Origin of the sequence: Streptomyces monashensis, assembly GCF_001866665.1 — a bacterium.
Classification (GTDB): Bacteria; Actinomycetota; Actinomycetes; order Streptomycetales; family Streptomycetaceae; genus Streptomyces; species Streptomyces monashensis.
In genome coordinates this window covers 141,444-156,471 of the sequence record NZ_MLYO01000062.1, presented here as the reverse complement: position 1 = coordinate 156,471, position 15,028 = coordinate 141,444, and the positions used below count along the sequence as shown (strand labels likewise).

Below are 15,028 nucleotides of genomic sequence, written 5' to 3'. Positions count from 1 at the left end.
GCGACCTCGCTCCCACCACAGACCGGTCGTCCGGGGGGCCGGGAGCGGCTCCCGGCCCCCCGCCGCGTTCAGGCGACCCGCGTGAACTCCACGGTCACCTCCGGTGGCCCGCCCGCCACCCCCCGGTACACGCCCTTGTGCGGGGGCACGTCGTCGTAGTCGCGGCCGCGGCCGACCACCACGTGGGACTCGTCGGCGCGGGTGCGGTTGGTCGGGTCGTAGCCGCACCAGTCGCCCGCCCAGTACTCGATCCAGGCGTGGCTCTGTCCGGCGACCGGGCGGTGCAGCTCGGCCTCCTTCTCCGGGTGCAGGTAGCCGGACACGTAGCGGGACGGCAGCCCCAGGCCCCGCAGCAGGGCGATGGTGACGTGGGCGATGTCCTGGCAGACGCCCGTGCCCTGCTCCCAGGCCTCGGCGGCGGAGGTGTTCACACCGGTGGTGCCGGGCAGGTACGACACCCGGTCGGCGACCAGTGAGGAGACGGCGACGGCCGTCTCGTGCGGGTCGAGGCCCGCCGTGACCTCCCGCGCGTGGGCGATCAGCTCCGCCGGGACCGTCGTACGCGCCGTCGGAATCGCGAACTCCAGCAGGCGGGAGCGCGCGGTGCGTTCGGCCACCTCCGCCCAGCCGGGCGGCCCGGGAAGCGGACCGGGCGGGGCCGTCTCCACCAGGCTGGAGGCGGTGATGGTGAGGTCGGAGTGCGGGTCCATCAGGTCGAAGCCGGTCACCTGAGTGCCCCAGTAGTCCCAGTACGACCAGGTCGCGGCCGCCGGGCCGACGGTCACCCGGCCGTCCAGGGTGGTCTGGCCGGGCAGCGTCAGCGGGGTCATACGGACCTCGTTGTGCGAGGAGACGGCGGCCTGCGCGTAGGAGACGCGGGTCTCGTGCCGGATGCGGAGGCGGCGGATTCCCTTGTCGGTCACCATCACGCTCCTTCCTGGGCCCACTCGACGGCCCCCTGGTACGGGAAGAACTGCTCCGCCACCGCGTCGGCGGACGTCATGCAGGCCTGCTGCAAGTCACCCAGCAGTACCGGTAGTTGCTCCTCAAGAGCGTGCGAGTCCAGGTACTCCAGGCGGGTACGCAGGCGGCCTATCGGGCGGCGTGCCGGGTCCTGGCGCGGGCGGCCCAGCGCGGTCAGGCACTCCTCGGCCGTCGTCAGCGCGTGCAGCGCCGAGCGCGGGAAGTCCCGGTCCAGAAGCAGGAATTCGGCCACGCGCGGGGTGTCGCCGAAACCGCCGTACACGCGCGCGTACGCCTCGTCGGCACCGCTCGCGCTCAGCAGCGTCGGCCAGTCCGGCGCGTGCGCCGCGTCCAGCACGCGCACGCTCAGCAGCCGTACGGTCATGTCGACCCGCTCCAGACTCCGGCCCAGGACGACGAACCGCCAGCTGTCGTCCCGGCTCATCGTGGAGTCGGCGAGCCCGAAGAAGAGGGCCGCGCGGCGCCGGACAAGTTCCAGGTAGGCGTACGGGCCCGTACGGCGGGCCGCGAGCCGCTGGTCGGCAAGGGCGTGCCAGGTGGAGTTGAGGCACTCCCACATCTCCGAGGAGACGGCCTCACGGGCGCTGCGGGCATTGAGCCGGGCGGCGCCCAGCGCACCCTCGATGGAACCGGTCGAGCGGGCGTCGAACGCGAGCTGGTCCAGCACCTGCTGCATGTCCACCGCTTGCGCCCCCGCGTCCACGCCGAGGATCGCGTACAGCGACCGGCAGGCCGCGTCCTCGTCGCGCCAGGGGTCCTCCAGCATGCGGTGCAGATACGCGTCGAGGATCCGGCCGGTGGCGTCCGCCCGCTCGACGTACCGCCCGGTCCAGGTCAGCGCCTCCGCTATCCGGGAGAGGATCACGTCGTTCACTGCTGCGCCCCTTCCTGTACGACCGTGGTGGTGCCGTCGGGACCCAGCTGGCGGGGAGCGACCTCGGGCAGATCACCGGAGCCGACGGAGGCCGGCCGCTCGGCGGGGCCCTCGGCGAGTACCCAGGTGTCCTTGGAGCCGCCGCCCTGGCTGGAGTTGACGATCAGGTTGCCCTCCTGGAGGGCGACGCGGGTGAGGCCTCCGGGCAGCACCCAGACATCGTTGCCGTCGTGCACGGCGAACGGGCGCAGGTCGATGTGGCGCGGGGCCATGCGCTCGCCCGCGAGGGTGGGGGAGGTGGAGAGGGCGACGGGCCGCTGCGCGATGAAGCCGCGCGGGTTGGCGATGACGGCTTTGCGGGTGCGTTCGAGGGTGTCGGGGTCGGCCTTCGGTCCGATGACGATGCCCTGACCGCCCGCTCCGTCCACCGGCTTGACGACGAGCTGCTCGATCAGGTCGAGGACTGCCTCCAACTGCTCTGGTTCGTCGGGCCGGTAGGACTCCACATTGGGCAGGACCGGTTCCTCGGACAGGTAGTACCGGATCAGATCCGGGACGTAGGTGTAGAGCAGCTTGTCGTCCGCGATCCCGTTTCCGACGGCGTTCGCGAGCGTGACGTTGCCCGCCATCGCCGCGCTCATGATCCCCGGGCAGCCGATCACCGAGTCGGGCCGGAAGTGCAGCGGATCGAGGAAGTCGTCGTCCAGACGCCGGTACACGACGTGGACGGGCACCTCGCCGCGCGTGGTCCGCATCCACACGCGGTTGTTCCGGCACAGCAGGTCGTGCCCCTCCACCAGCTGCACACCCATCAGCCGGGCGAGCAGGGCGTGTTCGAAGTAGGCCGCGTTGTTGGGCCCGGGGGTCAGTACGACGACCCGGGGGTCGGCGGTCCCGTCGGGCGCGGCGGCGCGCAGGGCGGCCAGCAGACGGTGTCCGTAACCGTCGACGGGCAGCACGTGCTGCTCGGCGAAGAGGGAGGGGAAGATGCGGGTCATCGCGCGCCGGTTCTCGATCACGTACGAGACCCCGCTGGGCACCCGCACGTTGTCCTCCAGCACCCGGAAGTCCCCGGCCTCGTCACGCACGAGATCGATGCCGGCGACGTGGATGCGCACACCACCGGGAGGCTCGATCCCGTGCGTGACCCGGTGGAAATGGGGGGAGTTGAGGAGCAGCCGCCAGGGCACGACGCCGTCCTCGAAGGCACGGCAGGGACCGTAGGCATCGGCGAGATAGGCCTCCAGGGCCCTGACTCTCTGGCCGACGCCGCGTTGTATGAGATCCCATTCGAGGGCGTCGAGGATGCGCGGCACGAGGTCCAGCGGCCACGGCCGCTCCTCGCCCGCGAAGGCGTAGGTCACACCACGGTCGGTGAACGACCGGGCCATCTGGTCGGCTCTGAAACGCAGTTCACTCGGTGCGATCGGCTGCAGCGCCGCCAGTACCGGCTCATAGGCGGTCCTGACCTCACCCGGCCGCACAAACATCTCGTCCCACGCGTCGGCCAACGCGTATGCGTCGAATATATCCGCCATGAGGGGACGTTAAGTGCGGCGCGTAACGCGACGATCTCTACGTGATTTCCGGCAGCGCACTCGCGGCCGCGCAGCCTGTGGGGTGCCACGCGGTGACGTTGGGGTGTCAGGTCTCCCGGCGCCCGCTCAGAACAGTGCCAGGCCCTCGCCGCTGGTGTCCGCGATGACGGGCCGGGCCTGGGCAGGGAGGCCGTCCAGGAGGTCAGGACCGGCCGCGGCGGCCACGGCAGGGACCGTCTCGGCCGACCAGGCACGAAACCGCTCGGCGGCTTCGCGGTAGGGGACCTGCGCCAGGACACGGTGCTCGCCGGAGGGGCAGCAGTCGACGGCGACAGTGAGCAGGCAGGAACGGGGCGTGTTCTGACTCCCCGTCCAGGACACGCGCAGGACACCGCGGGGCGTGCGTCCGCGGGGGGCGCGGTGGGTCGGGCGCAGTGAGGCGGTGAGGGCTTCGGGGCTCGTCGGCTGCCGACGGTCGGCGTCTCGGGCCTGCCGGGGGCTGGGAGAGCGGCTCGGTGACGACCGCGCCTGCCTGGCGGGTCCGCACGGCTTGCACCCACTGCGTTTCGGCGTGCTCAGCCGGTCTGCCCGGTGCGGACGTCGTAAGCCTCGCGGGCTGCGAGGACCTCGGCCATGTGCTGCAGGGACCATTGCGTGAGCCCTCTGAGGGGGCCGCGCAGAGTGTGCCCGAGCGGGGTCAGCTCGTACTCGACGCGCACCGGCACTTCCGGGTGGACCGTTCGCAGGACCAGGCCGTCGCGTTCGAGGGCGCGCAGCGTCTGGGTGAGCATCTTCTCGCTGACCCCCGACAGGCGCTTGCGCAGCTCGGTGAACCGGGATGTCCCGTGCTCCCCGAGTTCGCCGAGAACGAGGATCGACCATTTGTCGCCGATCCGGTCGAGCAGGTCCCGTGACGGGCAGCCTTGCTCGTACGGGTCCCAGGACGATGTCGCGTCGGTCACAGTCTCGACAGTCCTCACAGCTCCCACCTCATTTCTTTCATCCGGGTGGCTACCTTACCAAAAGGTGGCTACTTACCGATGGAGAGTTCCCAGGTCAGGATCATGTCGTGCCGCGAAAGCCGCGGCGGAAATGGGGAAACCTCACATGTCCATCGTCGTCACCGGAGCCACCGGCCAGCTGGGCCGACTCACCGTCGAGGCGCTGCTGCGGCGTGGAGGGCCAGCCGCGGACATCGTCGCCACGGGCCGGGACACCGCCGGGATCAAGGACCTGGCCGACCGTGGTGTCGTGACGCGCCGGGCGGACTTCGCCGACCCCGACAGCCTTGCCGCGGCCTTCGCGGGAGCGGAGAAGCTACTGCTGATCTCGGCCTCGATCCCCGTGGACGAGCGCCTGGCCCATCACTGCCGCGCCATCGACGCAGCACTGACCGCTGGGGTGTCCCTGATCGCGTACACGAGCATGACCCGTGCCGACACAGCCCGCACGATCCTCGCCGGCACCCACCGCGCCACCGAGGAGTACCTGCGCGAGCGCGACGCCCACGCCGTGGTGCTGCGCAACAGCTGGTACCTGGAGAACTACACCGACCAACTGCCGCTGGCCCTCCAGCACGGCACCTTCCTCGGAGCGGCCGGCGGAGGCAGGGTCAGTGCGGCCACCCGCGCCGACTACGCCGAGGCCGCCGCGGTCGTCCTGACCACCGAAGGCCACACCGGCGCCTTCTACGAGCTGGGCGGCGACCAGGCGTTCACCCTGGCCGAACTGGCCGCCACCGCCTCCGCCGCGACCGGTACCCCCATCGCCTACAGCGACCTGCCCGCAGGCGCATTCACCCAGGCGCTCACCGGCGCAGGCGTGCCCCCCGAACTGGCCCGGATCCTTGCCGACTCCGATCTCGGACTGGGCCGCGGCGAACTGTTCACCGACACCGGCGACCTGCGCCGCCTGATCGGACGGCCCACCACCACCCTCGCCGACGCGCTCGCCGCCGCCCTGCGCTGACACCGGCCCCGCCCGCGAGCACCGAAGAAGAGAGCCACACCCCCTGTAAACCGAACGGAAGGGTCCGTCATCATGTCCAACCGCCGCACCGCGCGACGCGCTCTGCCCACTCTCACCGCGACATCCGCCGCCCTGGCCGCGCTCACCGTCCCCGCCACCGCCGCAACGACCCACGACGCCACGGACAGCGCCCACACGATCACGGTCGAGGGCGCCAACGCCTTCCCCGAGAGCATCGCGGCCGGCAGCCGGTACATCTACACCGGCAGCATCGACGACGGCACCATCTACCGTGGCCGCGTCGGATCCAGGACGCTCGAACCCTTCCTGCCCGCCGGGCAGGACGGCCGCACCCAGGCCACCGGCATCAAGATCACCGGCAACCGCCTGCTGATCGCCGGCGCCTTCACCGGACGGTTCTTCGTCTACACCGACGCCGGCAAGCTCGTCGCCCGCTACACCGTCCCCGGCACCGGCGAGTCGACCCTCGTCAACGACGCGGCCGTCGCCCCCAACGGGGACGTCTACGTCACCGACTCCTTCCGCTCCGTGGTCTACCGGATCCCGGCGGCACAGGTGAACGCCCCCGCCACCGGCACCCACCGGACCCTCCAGGTGGCCTACCACCTGCCGGACTACGTGGCCGGCCAGTCCAACGGCAACGGCATCACCACCAGTCCCGACGGCACGTCCCTGATCATCGGCTACTGGTACAGCGGCGCGCTGTACCGGCTCACCCTCGCCACCGGCGAAGTCCACAAGATCGCCGCACCGCCCCTGACCAGCGCCGACGGCATCGCACGACGAGGAAACACCCTCTATATCGCCCGCTCCGTCAACAACGAGATCGCCACGCTGCGGCTCTCCGACGACGACACCCGGGCCACCCTCGACTCCGAACGCACCTACCCCGGAGCCGACACCACCACCGCCGTCGCCCTCAGCGGCGACCAGCTCCTGGTCAGCAACTCCCAGATGGACACCTACCTGTACGGAGACCCGCTGACCAGCCCGGTGTTCACCCTCGAAAGCCTGCCCCTGCACTACTGATCTCGGCGTATCGGGGTCCGTCCGGTCTGTCGGGAGCTCACGCGTAACTCCCGGGCGATACGCGGGACTTCCACGCTCTCCTCGAAGAGGTCAACGGCCAGCATCCGCACCTCTTCCCGGCGCCTGCGCTGCTCGGCGGTCAGCGCGCCCCCGTCCGGATACCGCATGCTTCCGGTGCACCAGCCCGGACACATCGCGTCACGAGTCCCGACACAGATCCAGACCCCGAAACGCCGAAGTCGGTGTCCCCGGGTATCCGGCCTTCTTCGAGAACAATCCGTGATCCTGCTCGTCTCGGCGGTCAAGTCCGCCCGCCATGCGTGATCAGGTCCCGTCCTCGTCGTCCTCGTTGGCGTCCGGGTCCCGGAAGGGCCGCAGGCCCTGGCCGGGACCGCCGGCCTTGATGTCGAACAGGTAGCGGCCCAGGAAGTTGATGTGCCGGTCCTTGAGTGGGGAGAGGCGCGCGGCGTCCTCGTCCTTGATGTCGTGGCCCTCGGCACGGAGCTGGGCGACGGCGACATCCAGGTAGCGGGTGCTCCGCAGGACGACGGCGTTGAGGACCAGGCCGAGGGCGGCGAGCTGGTCTTGTCCGAACGAGCCCAGCCGACGGCCCGGCAGGGGTATGCGCGGGTCGAGTCACTGAAAGCAATTGTCTGAGATCTTGGAGCCCTGGAGTGTCCGGGCGTGTCGCGCGCCGCTGCGTTCTGCCTGCGCACCTGTGACAAGGCGCCCGGGGCCAGGCGACAATCCCGCATATGGATGACGCGTTCACACTCCTTCGCCAGGCCGTTGACGTACTGCCGGAGGAGGCCATGGCGGAGAACGGCCAGACGGTTGCAGATGTTCGCAAGGAGATCGAGCTCCAGGAGTGGGAGATGGCGCTCGATGTGCTCATCGAGATCGCGGATGTCCATCCGGTATCCATCACGTTCTGGGAGATGCTCTCCGAGGCTGCTGGGCAGATGATGCTCGACCGCAGCCGCCGTTGGTGCGAGTGGCGGGGCTGGGAAGTCGAACACGGCACGATCCGTGCCACCTTGACCCTTCTGCGAGCCGACGAGAGCGGACGCCAGAGTGCCTTCTCAGGGGACGGCCAGCTCAGACCGCTGTGGGACATCGGTCACCGCACCGCAGACGGACAGCAGGATCTGAACATCGCGCGGCTCTGGGTGGAGTTCGAGCCGCAGCTTGGCCCTGGAGAGACAGCCGACGTTCGCCTGGCTCCCCTGCAGCCCGAGCAATGGCAGCATCTGAAGCCCGGTGACGTGATCACCATGCACGAGGCCCAACCGGCCGCTGGCATCGCCGAAATCATCGAGGTCCTGCCGCCTCGCGCCTGAGACCAGGGCAGCCAGGGGCGAAGGGCCCTGGGTCGGACGGCTGTCAGCCGCTGTCAGGGCTGTCGGTGAGTCGGCCGGCGCTGGTGCGGAAGTCGGGCATGCCGAGGTGGACTTTGGCGTGCCGGGCTTCGAGGTCGCACATGGCGGCGAGCTTCTGCTCGGCGGCGGCGAGGCGTGCCTCGATCGCGGCGACCTCGCCGAGCCAGCCTTGTTCCTTGGCCTCCTGGAGCCGGTCGAGCAGGTTCGCGTGGATCTCCTCCAGGCGGGGCATCTGCTCGGGATCCGGCCGAAGGACGGGGCATCTGGTGCAAGCTTCTCTGAACTGACTGAGTGTCTGGTCCGTGGGATGGTTCCGGAATACGCCATAGGCCTGCCTTCTGCCAGCGGCAGAACACCGGCCCGACCGGGCTCGACGATCACTACAGTCCAGGCTCATGACGACGGTTACCACGCGCACGATCGAATACGCGGCCGACGGCCTGACGATGATCGGGCACCTCGCGCTCCCGGCCGGTGTCGACCGCCGGCCGGCGGTCCTGGTCGGGCCCGAGGGGGTGGGGCTCAGCGATGTCGAGCGCCGCCGGGCCGATGCGCTCGCCGAGCTGGGATACGTGGCGCTGGCCTTCGACCTCCACGGCGGGCGCTATTTGGGCGACCCCGAGGAGATGCTGGCCCGTTGTATGCCGCTGCTCGCCGACACCGACCGGATGCGAGGCATCGGCCACGCGGCGCTCGACGTGCTCCGCGCCGAGCCGCGGACCGACCCGGACCGGATCGCCGCCGTCGGCTACGGCACCGGGGGCGCAATCGCGCTGGAACTCGGGCGCGACGGCGTCGACCTGCGAGCGATCGCGACAGTCAACGCGCTGACCGCGGGCCGACCGGGCGAGGCGGCGCGCATTCGCTGCCCGGTGTGGGCCGGGGTCGGGTCGGAAGACCCGATCATGCCGCCCGCGCAACGGGACGCATTCACCGACGAGATGCAGGCTGCGGGCGTCGACTGGCGCCTCGTGGTCTACGGCGGCGCCTTGCACGCCTTCCATCACCCGCCGGTCGACCACACCGTGCGCCCCGGGATCGGCTACCACCCGCAGCACGCGCAGCGAGCTTGGCGGGACATCGTCGACCTGCTCGCCGAGCGCCTGCCCATAACGGAGTGATCTGGTCGGCAACCACGAGCCTGGACCGCAACCAAGCCGGTCGAACGGGGCTTTTCGGCAAACGCCGCGAGACCACGTCTATGTCAACTCGCTCAGGCAGTGGCTGACGGGGCGGTCGCCGACGGCGGCCCGGCCGCCACCGACTGGGCGGCCCACCTGTTCACCGCCGGACCGGACGGAACCCCGACAGGCACCGCCGTCGACTCCGACCCCGCCGTGCCCGCCCCAGTCGACGGCCTGGCCCTCGGCGGCGGGAAGCTGTACACGGTCGAGCGCGGGGCAGGCGGTGGTGATTACGTCTACGACCGAAGCATCCAGCCGGGTTCCCCGCCCTCCTACGGCCCCGAGCCGGGGTTCAGTGATTCCCTCGCCCCGACCGACTGCGACACCGCGGCCACCTGCAATCCGCCCTTCGCCAACGGCGACGGGAGCATCTCCCGGCTACGCCCGGGCGACAGCGCCCAAGGCGACACCGTCGCCGTGAGGATTCCCGACCTGAACCCTGCGGTCCCGTACCGCAGCAAGGGGGGCGGGCGGTCGCGTAGATGGTGAGACGCATGCCGTCATGGCGGTCGCCGGGCGCGCGACCAGGTCTGCGGGCGCTGCCCCCGCGAGAGCGCAGGACTTCGATACCGATGTGCGGGCGCGGCCCGGAAGGAAGACACCTGTGAATCGAACCGTGCGTCAGCGCGGCTGCGTCGCGCTGTTGCTGGCCTGCGCCGTCATGGCAGCGGTTCCGGCGGCAGCGGTCGCCGACGAAACCCCCGTCAACCCGGCACTGCCAACGCCTACATTGCCTGCCGGCTCGGCCTGCGGCAGCGACGGCAGCCCGACCTGGCAGACCGTGACCACTCCGCCTCCCGCGGGCATGACGGTCTCCATCGGCGTGCCGCGGCCCACGGTGGGTGGGGTGTCGTACCAGGGGGTCGTCCACGCAGGGGACGTCGACGGCTCGCAGGAAGCCGACGGGTCCGTCTCCGGCGTGCCGGTTCCCTACCAATCCGTGTATGTCCCGCTGGCCCTGACGGATGGACATACCTACGGCTGGCACGCGTCGACGTACGACGGGACGGCGTACTCGAACCCAACCGCGTCCTGCTACTTCCGGGTCGACGGCAGCGCGCCCCTCGCCCCGGTCGTCACGAACCCGGACTTCCCCCCGGCGGGCAGCCCGGGAACGCCCAAGAAGGGTGCCGGGCAGCCCACAACGTTCAGCTTCACGTCCCGTGATCCCCTGCCCCGCGGATGCGCGGAAGCGGAGGCTCCGGACTGCTGGGCCAGCGGTCTGGATCACTTCGAGTACGCCTTCGACCAGCAGCCCGGCATCGGCGCCGCCCAGGCCCCGGCCGACGCCCAGGGCAAGGGAACCCTGACAGCCTCCCTGACCTGGGGGAGCCACACCCTCCACGTCGTCGGCGTCGATGTAGCCGGGAACCAGACGACGCAACCGACGGCCTACACGTTCTACGTGCCATGGCAGCTCCCGGCGCCGACCACCATCAACCTCGCCGCCCCGGCGCAAAGCGGCCGTGCGTCCCAGCTGACCGTGTCCGGCCGGCTGTCGGCGGATACGTACCCGTCCGGTGAGGCCGTCAAGGTGGTCAAGAGCGACCTCGCCCATCCCGCCGGCGTGGCGCTGCCCGACGCGCCACTGTCCGCCGACGGCACATTCCACATTACCGACGTCCCGCAGGTCGGCGGAGCCAACACCTACTCCGTGACCTACCCCGGTGACTCCACACACCAGGCCACCAGCGCCTCTGCAACCGTCCAAGTCTCACGCAGCACGACCGCAATGAGCATCAGCAGCAACGCGTCGTCATACGCCTACAGCGCGACCGCAAAGATCACGGCCCACCTCGGCACGACCTACAACGGACACACACTGTCGATCTACGCCGAGCCTTACCACGGTAAGAAGGCGCTGGTCAGGACAGGCACGGTGGACAGCCACGGCAACCTGACCGCCAGCTACAAGGTCTCCGGCAGTACCGTCTTCACCGCATCTTTCGCCGGTGACTACCGCTATGCCGCGGCCACGGCCATCCGCACCGTATTCGCCTACGCCAAGGTGTCCGAGTCACTCAGCGGCCATGACGGAAGCACTCACTACGGCAGCATCCTCTACCGGGTCTACCACCACACCGCCCACGCAAAGCTGAACGTCACGGTCACGCCCAACAAGGCCGGCCAGTGCGTGCAATTCCAGACCCAGCGATACCACGGGGGTGCCTGGCACACACAGAGCACCTCCTCGTGCCACACGCTCAGCATGACGAGCACCACCTCCGCGACGCTGGGCCTGACCAAGGCAGTCAACAGCAGGTTCCGGCTGCGCGCCGAGTACGTCCACAGCAACAAGGACACCGGAAGCCTCAACACATGGGGCGCATGGCAGTACTTCACCGTCAGGCAATAAGAGCCGACCCGCAGGTCGCCGACGGCGCGATCATCCAGGGCCCACGAACCCTGGGAGCGCGTCTGAAAGAACATGTAAGTCCGTGATGTGACAGGCTGACCTGGGGCTCTGACCTGGGCCTTTGACCAGCCGGGACGGACATGAACGACAACAGGATCCCGACCGTCGAGGTGACGGGCGTGGGCATCTCGGTCTCGGTCGCCTTCCTCGACACCGAGCTGTGACGCACGGTGGAACCGGGCACGCCCGCGCCCGAGCGCCGTCCGGACGTCGTCGCACCCTCGGCCCGCACGGCGTCGGCTGCGGGGTGCCGATGGCACCGGTCGTCCCGTTCCTGAGCGACCGCCCGGACCAACTGCGGGCCACGGTAAGGGCGATCGCGGCGGCCGGTGCCACCTCGGTCACACCGCTGACGCTGCCTCTGCGCCCGGGAGTGGTTCATGTGCTGGCTCGGCCGGCACCACCCGCACCTGGTGCGGCGCTACGAGCGGCTGTACGCGGCGGGCGCCTGCGCCCCGACGTGGTACCAGCGCCGGATCACCCGTCAGGTGCACGAGCCCGCACGGGAGTACGGCATCGGGCCCACGCGCGCGGGACTGGCCCGCCGGATCCCCCCGGCGCCCGCCGACCCGGCCCCGGACGCCCCGGACACCCCGAAAGCCCCGGACGCCGCGGCCGAGCCGGTCCAGCTGATCCCCCTGTGACCGGAGCCGGGCGGCGGCGTTCACGACCGGCTCCGGGTGGGAGCGTTCGAGGGCATCGGGCGGCGCAATCGGGTCACGTACGCCCGTCATGCGTTAGCTCCGGGGCCCTGCGCCGGGACGATGCGGCGAGCGGCGTGATCATCACGGTCCGCCGACCCCGCCATCCCGGGAGGACCCATGAGAAGACGCGCAGCCGTGCTGTGCGCTGCCGCCGCCGTGATGGCGGGCTCGGTCACCGCCGTCCCCGCGCACGGGACCCCGGCCGCCCCCGCTGCCCGGCTCGCCTGGAAGACCTGCGGATCCAGCGACTACCCGACGCTCCAGTGCGCCTTCCTGAAGGTGCCGCTGGACCACGCGAACCCGCAGGGCCGGCAGATCACGCTCGCGCTGTCCCGCGTCCCGCACACGGCGAGGACCTTCCAGGGGCCGCTGCTGGTCAACCCCGGCGGCCCCGGCGGCAGCGGACTGCGGCTCGCCGGATTCGTCGCCTCCGCGCTGCCGAGGAACGTCGCCGCCCAGTACGACGTCGTCGGCTTCGACCCGCGCGGCGTCGGCAGCTCCTCCCCCGCGCTGGACTGCTCGCCCGGCCACGCCAAGCCGGTGCGCCCGGACTCCCTGCCCACGACACCGGCGCTGGAGGAGGCGAACCTCGCGCGCGCGAAGGCCTTCACCGCCGCCTGCTTCCGCAGACACGCCGACGTGCTGCCGTACATCGACACCGTCAGCGCCGTACGCGACATGGACGCCATCCGCGCTGCCCTGGGCGCCCCGAAGCTCAACTACTTCGGCTACTCCTACGGCACCTACCTCGGCGCGGTCTACGCCAAGCTGTTCCCCGCGCGGGTGCGCCGCCTGGTGCTCGACTCGATCGTCGACCCGACCGGCGTCTGGTACCGGGACAACATCGGCCAGGACTACGCCTTCGACGACCGCCACCGCGCCCTGATGGCCTGGATCGCCCGGTACGACGCCACGTACCACCTCGGCACGGACCCCGCGGCGGTCGAGGCCCGCTGGTACGCGATGCGCGCGGCCCTGGCGAAGAAGCCGGCCGACGGCAGGATCGGCGCCGCCGAGCTGGAGGACACCTTCGTCCCCGGCGGCTACTACGACGGCTACTGGCCCTACCTCGCCGAGGCGTTCGCGGCGTACGTCCGCGAGGGCGAGACCGGGCCGCTGGTGGAGGCGTACGAGAACCTCGGCGCCGTGGACCACACGGGAGACAACGGCTACAGCGTCTACGCGGCGGTGCAGTGCCGGGACACCTCCTGGCCCGCCTCCTGGAACCGGTGGCGCGCGGACACCTGGCAGGTGTACGACAAGGCGCCGTTCTTCGCCTGGAACAACACCTGGTACAACGCGCCGTGCGCCTTCTGGCCGGGCGCGCGGCGCGCGCCGCTGAACGTCGCCAACGCCGAGCTGCCGCCGGCGCTGCTCTTCCAGGCGACCGAGGACGCGGCCACGCCGTACCCCGGCGGTGTCCGGGTGCACCAGTTGCTCGCCCGCTCCAGCCTGGTGGTCGAGCAGGGCGGCGGCAACCACGGGATCACGCTGGGCGGGAACCGCTGTCTGGACCGGTATCTCGGCGACTATCTGGCGGACGGCCGGGTACCGCGCAGGGCCACCGACGTGGCCGACGCGGTGTGTGCGAAGTCCGCCGACCCGAAGCCGTTGAAGGGGCGGGCGGCGTCGCCGTCCTCGCAGGGTTCGACGCTTCACCGGTTGCTCGGGACGCGCCCGTAGAGGCACCGGTGGGACCCCTTCCCGGGGCGTTGTCAGTGCCGTGGGCCACCATGGGACCCATGAGCGAACCGATCCGTATTCCCGCCCTCGAGGGCGTCGCGCCCGCCGCCCAGTACAGCCATGTGGTCACCGCGAGCGGGCGGCTCGTCGTCGTGTCCGGTCAGCTTCCCCTCGACGAGAAGGGGGAGTTGGTCGGGGCGGGTGATGCCGCGGCGCAGGCCCGGCAGGTGTTCGAGAACCTGCGGCGGTGCCTGGCCGCCGCGGGCGCCGGTTTCGAGCACGTCGTCAAGCTGACCTACTTCGTGACGGACACGGCCCATCTGCCGGCGATCCGCGCCGCCCGCGCCGCCCACATACCCGACGACCGGCTGCCGGCGTCCTCCGCGGTCCGGGTGGCGGGGCTGGTCGCGCCGGAGTTCCTGATGGAGATCGAGGCGCTCGCGGTGGTGGCCGGGTGAGCGCCCGGGGCGGCGGCCGCTGACCGTGTGTCATCTCGCCTCCCGCTGCTGGGGGATGCGCGCCAGGGCGTGCACGGCCGCCTCCGCGAGGGCCGGGTGGGCCAGCGCCTCGTTCAGGACCCGGCGGGCGCGGGGATCGCCGAGGGTGCCGAGGCCCTCCACGCACGCGAGCGCGACCCTGCGGTAGGGATCGTGCGGGCGCAGCCGGCGCTCCAGGGTCGTGATGAGCGCGGGGACGGACTCCGGGGCGCGCAGCAGGGCCAGCAGGCGCACCGGGTGCAGCGCGTAGGCGACGCGCAGTTCGTTGGTGGCGAGGGCGGCGGCGGCGCGGGCCGTGCGCGGATCGCCGAGGCGGGCCAGGGCGTGCGCGGCGGAGGCGCAGCGCGGGGGGTCGCGGTGGTTCAGGAGCAGGACCAGCGACTCGAATGCGCGCCGGTCGCCCGCGCGCCCGAGTCGGAACGCGGCCAGTTCCCTGGCCCACAGCGGCTGTCCTGGAGCGGTGAGCACCTCCGCGAGTTCGTCGTCGTCCTGCGTCGCCAGCAGCCGGTCGAACGCCGCCGAGCCGCGCGACTCCTGCCGTAAGCGCTCCGTGAGCGATCGCAACTCTTCGTCCACGAAGTCCAGCGTAGGCGGGTGGCGACCGCAGGGGGAGCTACATCACACAGTCCGATGCGCGCATCCCTCTGGCGCGCTCGTTACTGGCCGGTTAAGCTCAGACGAGCGAGTTACCCACTCGTATATTCCGCCGGCGATGGTTTGGTGACGCAGCCGTCGCAGGCGCAGTCGGTTC

Annotated in this window: 15 protein-coding genes and 3 pseudogenes; 9 read left to right on the top strand and 9 right to left on the bottom strand. The window is 70.9% G+C overall.

Going from position 1 to position 15,028, the window contains the following annotated elements:
* Positions 1–68 precede the first annotated feature (68 nt).
* From BIV23_RS32955 to BIV23_RS32935, 5 genes are all read right to left on the bottom strand, one after another.
* Entirely contained in the window at positions 69–926 is an 858-nt protein-coding gene (locus BIV23_RS32955) for a transglutaminase family protein (RefSeq protein WP_071384647.1), read from the bottom strand.
* Positions 926–1,858, bottom strand: coding sequence for an alpha-E domain-containing protein (locus BIV23_RS32950; RefSeq protein ID WP_071384646.1), 933 nt, complete (start codon positions 1,856–1,858; stop codon positions 926–928). The genes BIV23_RS32955 and BIV23_RS32950 overlap by 1 nt, the downstream gene beginning before the upstream one ends.
* Positions 1,855–3,396, bottom strand: a complete 1,542-nt coding sequence (locus BIV23_RS32945; RefSeq protein ID WP_071384645.1) for a circularly permuted type 2 ATP-grasp protein — start codon at positions 3,394–3,396, stop codon at positions 1,855–1,857. The genes BIV23_RS32950 and BIV23_RS32945 overlap by 4 nt, the downstream gene beginning before the upstream one ends.
* Positions 3,397–3,522: 126 nt before the next feature.
* Entirely contained in the window at positions 3,523–3,777 is a 255-nt protein-coding gene (locus tag BIV23_RS52485; RefSeq protein ID WP_071384644.1) for a hypothetical protein, read from the bottom strand.
* Between the two features lie 194 nt (positions 3,778–3,971).
* A complete protein-coding gene (locus BIV23_RS32935; protein WP_245790765.1) occupies positions 3,972–4,358 on the bottom strand; it encodes a winged helix-turn-helix transcriptional regulator in 387 nt (128 codons plus the stop codon).
* A 145-nt stretch (positions 4,359–4,503) separates the two neighbouring features.
* On the opposite strand from BIV23_RS32935, the gene BIV23_RS32930 reads away from it, so the two are divergent.
* Positions 4,504–5,364 (top strand): SDR family oxidoreductase, encoded by an 861-nt coding sequence (locus BIV23_RS32930; protein WP_071384642.1) that lies wholly within the window; start codon positions 4,504–4,506, stop codon positions 5,362–5,364.
* Between the two features lie 72 nt (positions 5,365–5,436).
* Complete coding sequence (locus BIV23_RS32925; protein ID WP_071384641.1) at positions 5,437–6,414, top strand: SMP-30/gluconolactonase/LRE family protein; 978 nt, start codon at positions 5,437–5,439, stop codon at positions 6,412–6,414.
* Positions 6,415–6,443: 29 nt separating this feature from the next.
* On the opposite strand, the pseudogene BIV23_RS54100 reads toward BIV23_RS32925, so the two are convergent.
* Positions 6,444–6,581, bottom strand: a pseudogene (locus BIV23_RS54100) (IS630 family transposase); the annotation flags it as partial.
* Between the two features lie 157 nt (positions 6,582–6,738).
* Positions 6,739–7,002 (bottom strand): annotated as a pseudogene (locus BIV23_RS47235) (Tn3 family transposase); the annotation flags it as partial.
* Between the two features lie 167 nt (positions 7,003–7,169).
* On the opposite strand from BIV23_RS47235, the gene BIV23_RS32915 reads away from it, so the two are divergent.
* On the top strand, positions 7,170–7,754 hold the full coding sequence (locus tag BIV23_RS32915) for a hypothetical protein (RefSeq protein ID WP_342746394.1): 585 nt from the start codon (positions 7,170–7,172) through the stop codon (positions 7,752–7,754).
* 43 nt (positions 7,755–7,797) lie between these two features.
* Here the strand turns inward: BIV23_RS32915 and BIV23_RS32910 are convergent, their stop codons facing one another.
* Positions 7,798–8,025, bottom strand: coding sequence for a hypothetical protein (locus tag BIV23_RS32910; protein ID WP_071384638.1), 228 nt, complete (start codon positions 8,023–8,025; stop codon positions 7,798–7,800).
* A 163-nt stretch (positions 8,026–8,188) separates the two neighbouring features.
* Here BIV23_RS32910 and BIV23_RS32905 point away from each other — a divergent pair, with 163 nt between their 5' ends.
* From BIV23_RS32905 to BIV23_RS32880, 6 genes and pseudogenes are all read left to right on the top strand, one after another.
* Positions 8,189–8,914 (top strand): dienelactone hydrolase family protein, encoded by a 726-nt coding sequence (locus tag BIV23_RS32905; RefSeq protein WP_071384637.1) that lies wholly within the window; start codon positions 8,189–8,191, stop codon positions 8,912–8,914.
* A 99-nt stretch (positions 8,915–9,013) separates the two neighbouring features.
* Positions 9,014–9,466 carry a hypothetical protein gene (locus BIV23_RS32900; RefSeq protein WP_071384636.1) on the top strand — a complete coding sequence of 151 codons (453 nt, stop codon included), beginning with the start codon at positions 9,014–9,016 and terminating at the stop codon, positions 9,464–9,466.
* 13 nt (positions 9,467–9,479) lie between these two features.
* A complete protein-coding gene (locus BIV23_RS32895; protein WP_143079158.1) occupies positions 9,480–11,333 on the top strand; it encodes a hypothetical protein in 1,854 nt (617 codons plus the stop codon).
* Positions 11,334–11,500: 167 nt separating this feature from the next.
* A pseudogene (locus tag BIV23_RS32890) lies at positions 11,501–12,037 on the top strand (Rv2578c family radical SAM protein); the annotation flags it as partial.
* A gap of 177 nt (positions 12,038–12,214) precedes the next feature.
* Positions 12,215–13,780: an alpha/beta hydrolase gene (locus BIV23_RS32885; RefSeq protein WP_071384634.1), complete on the top strand. Its 1,566-nt coding sequence runs from the start codon at positions 12,215–12,217 to the stop codon at positions 13,778–13,780.
* A 59-nt stretch (positions 13,781–13,839) separates the two neighbouring features.
* Entirely contained in the window at positions 13,840–14,238 is a 399-nt protein-coding gene (locus BIV23_RS32880) for a RidA family protein (RefSeq protein ID WP_071384633.1), read from the top strand.
* Between the two features lie 30 nt (positions 14,239–14,268).
* Here BIV23_RS32880 and BIV23_RS32875 read toward each other — a convergent pair whose 3' ends face one another.
* Positions 14,269–14,853 (bottom strand): adenylosuccinate lyase, encoded by a 585-nt coding sequence (locus tag BIV23_RS32875; protein WP_071384632.1) that lies wholly within the window; start codon positions 14,851–14,853, stop codon positions 14,269–14,271.
* Positions 14,854–15,028: the final 175 nt, after the last annotated feature.

Coding starts and splice junctions, on each gene's coding strand:
- BIV23_RS32915 (WP_342746394.1), top strand. CDS start 7,170: ATGGATGACGCGTTCACACTCCTTCGCCAGGCCGTTGACGTACTGCCG.
- BIV23_RS32895 (WP_143079158.1), top strand. CDS start 9,480: ATGGCGGTCGCCGGGCGCGCGACCAGGTCTGCGGGCGCTGCCCCCGCG.
- BIV23_RS32955 (WP_071384647.1), bottom strand. CDS start 926: ATGGTGACCGACAAGGGAATCCGCCGCCTCCGCATCCGGCACGAGACC.
- BIV23_RS32910 (WP_071384638.1), bottom strand. CDS start 8,025: ATGCCCCGCCTGGAGGAGATCCACGCGAACCTGCTCGACCGGCTCCAG.
- BIV23_RS32885 (WP_071384634.1), top strand. CDS start 12,215: ATGAGAAGACGCGCAGCCGTGCTGTGCGCTGCCGCCGCCGTGATGGCG.
- BIV23_RS32930 (WP_071384642.1), top strand. CDS start 4,504: ATGTCCATCGTCGTCACCGGAGCCACCGGCCAGCTGGGCCGACTCACC.
- BIV23_RS32905 (WP_071384637.1), top strand. CDS start 8,189: ATGACGACGGTTACCACGCGCACGATCGAATACGCGGCCGACGGCCTG.
- BIV23_RS32925 (WP_071384641.1), top strand. CDS start 5,437: ATGTCCAACCGCCGCACCGCGCGACGCGCTCTGCCCACTCTCACCGCG.
- BIV23_RS32880 (WP_071384633.1), top strand. CDS start 13,840: ATGAGCGAACCGATCCGTATTCCCGCCCTCGAGGGCGTCGCGCCCGCC.
- BIV23_RS32945 (WP_071384645.1), bottom strand. CDS start 3,396: ATGGCGGATATATTCGACGCATACGCGTTGGCCGACGCGTGGGACGAG.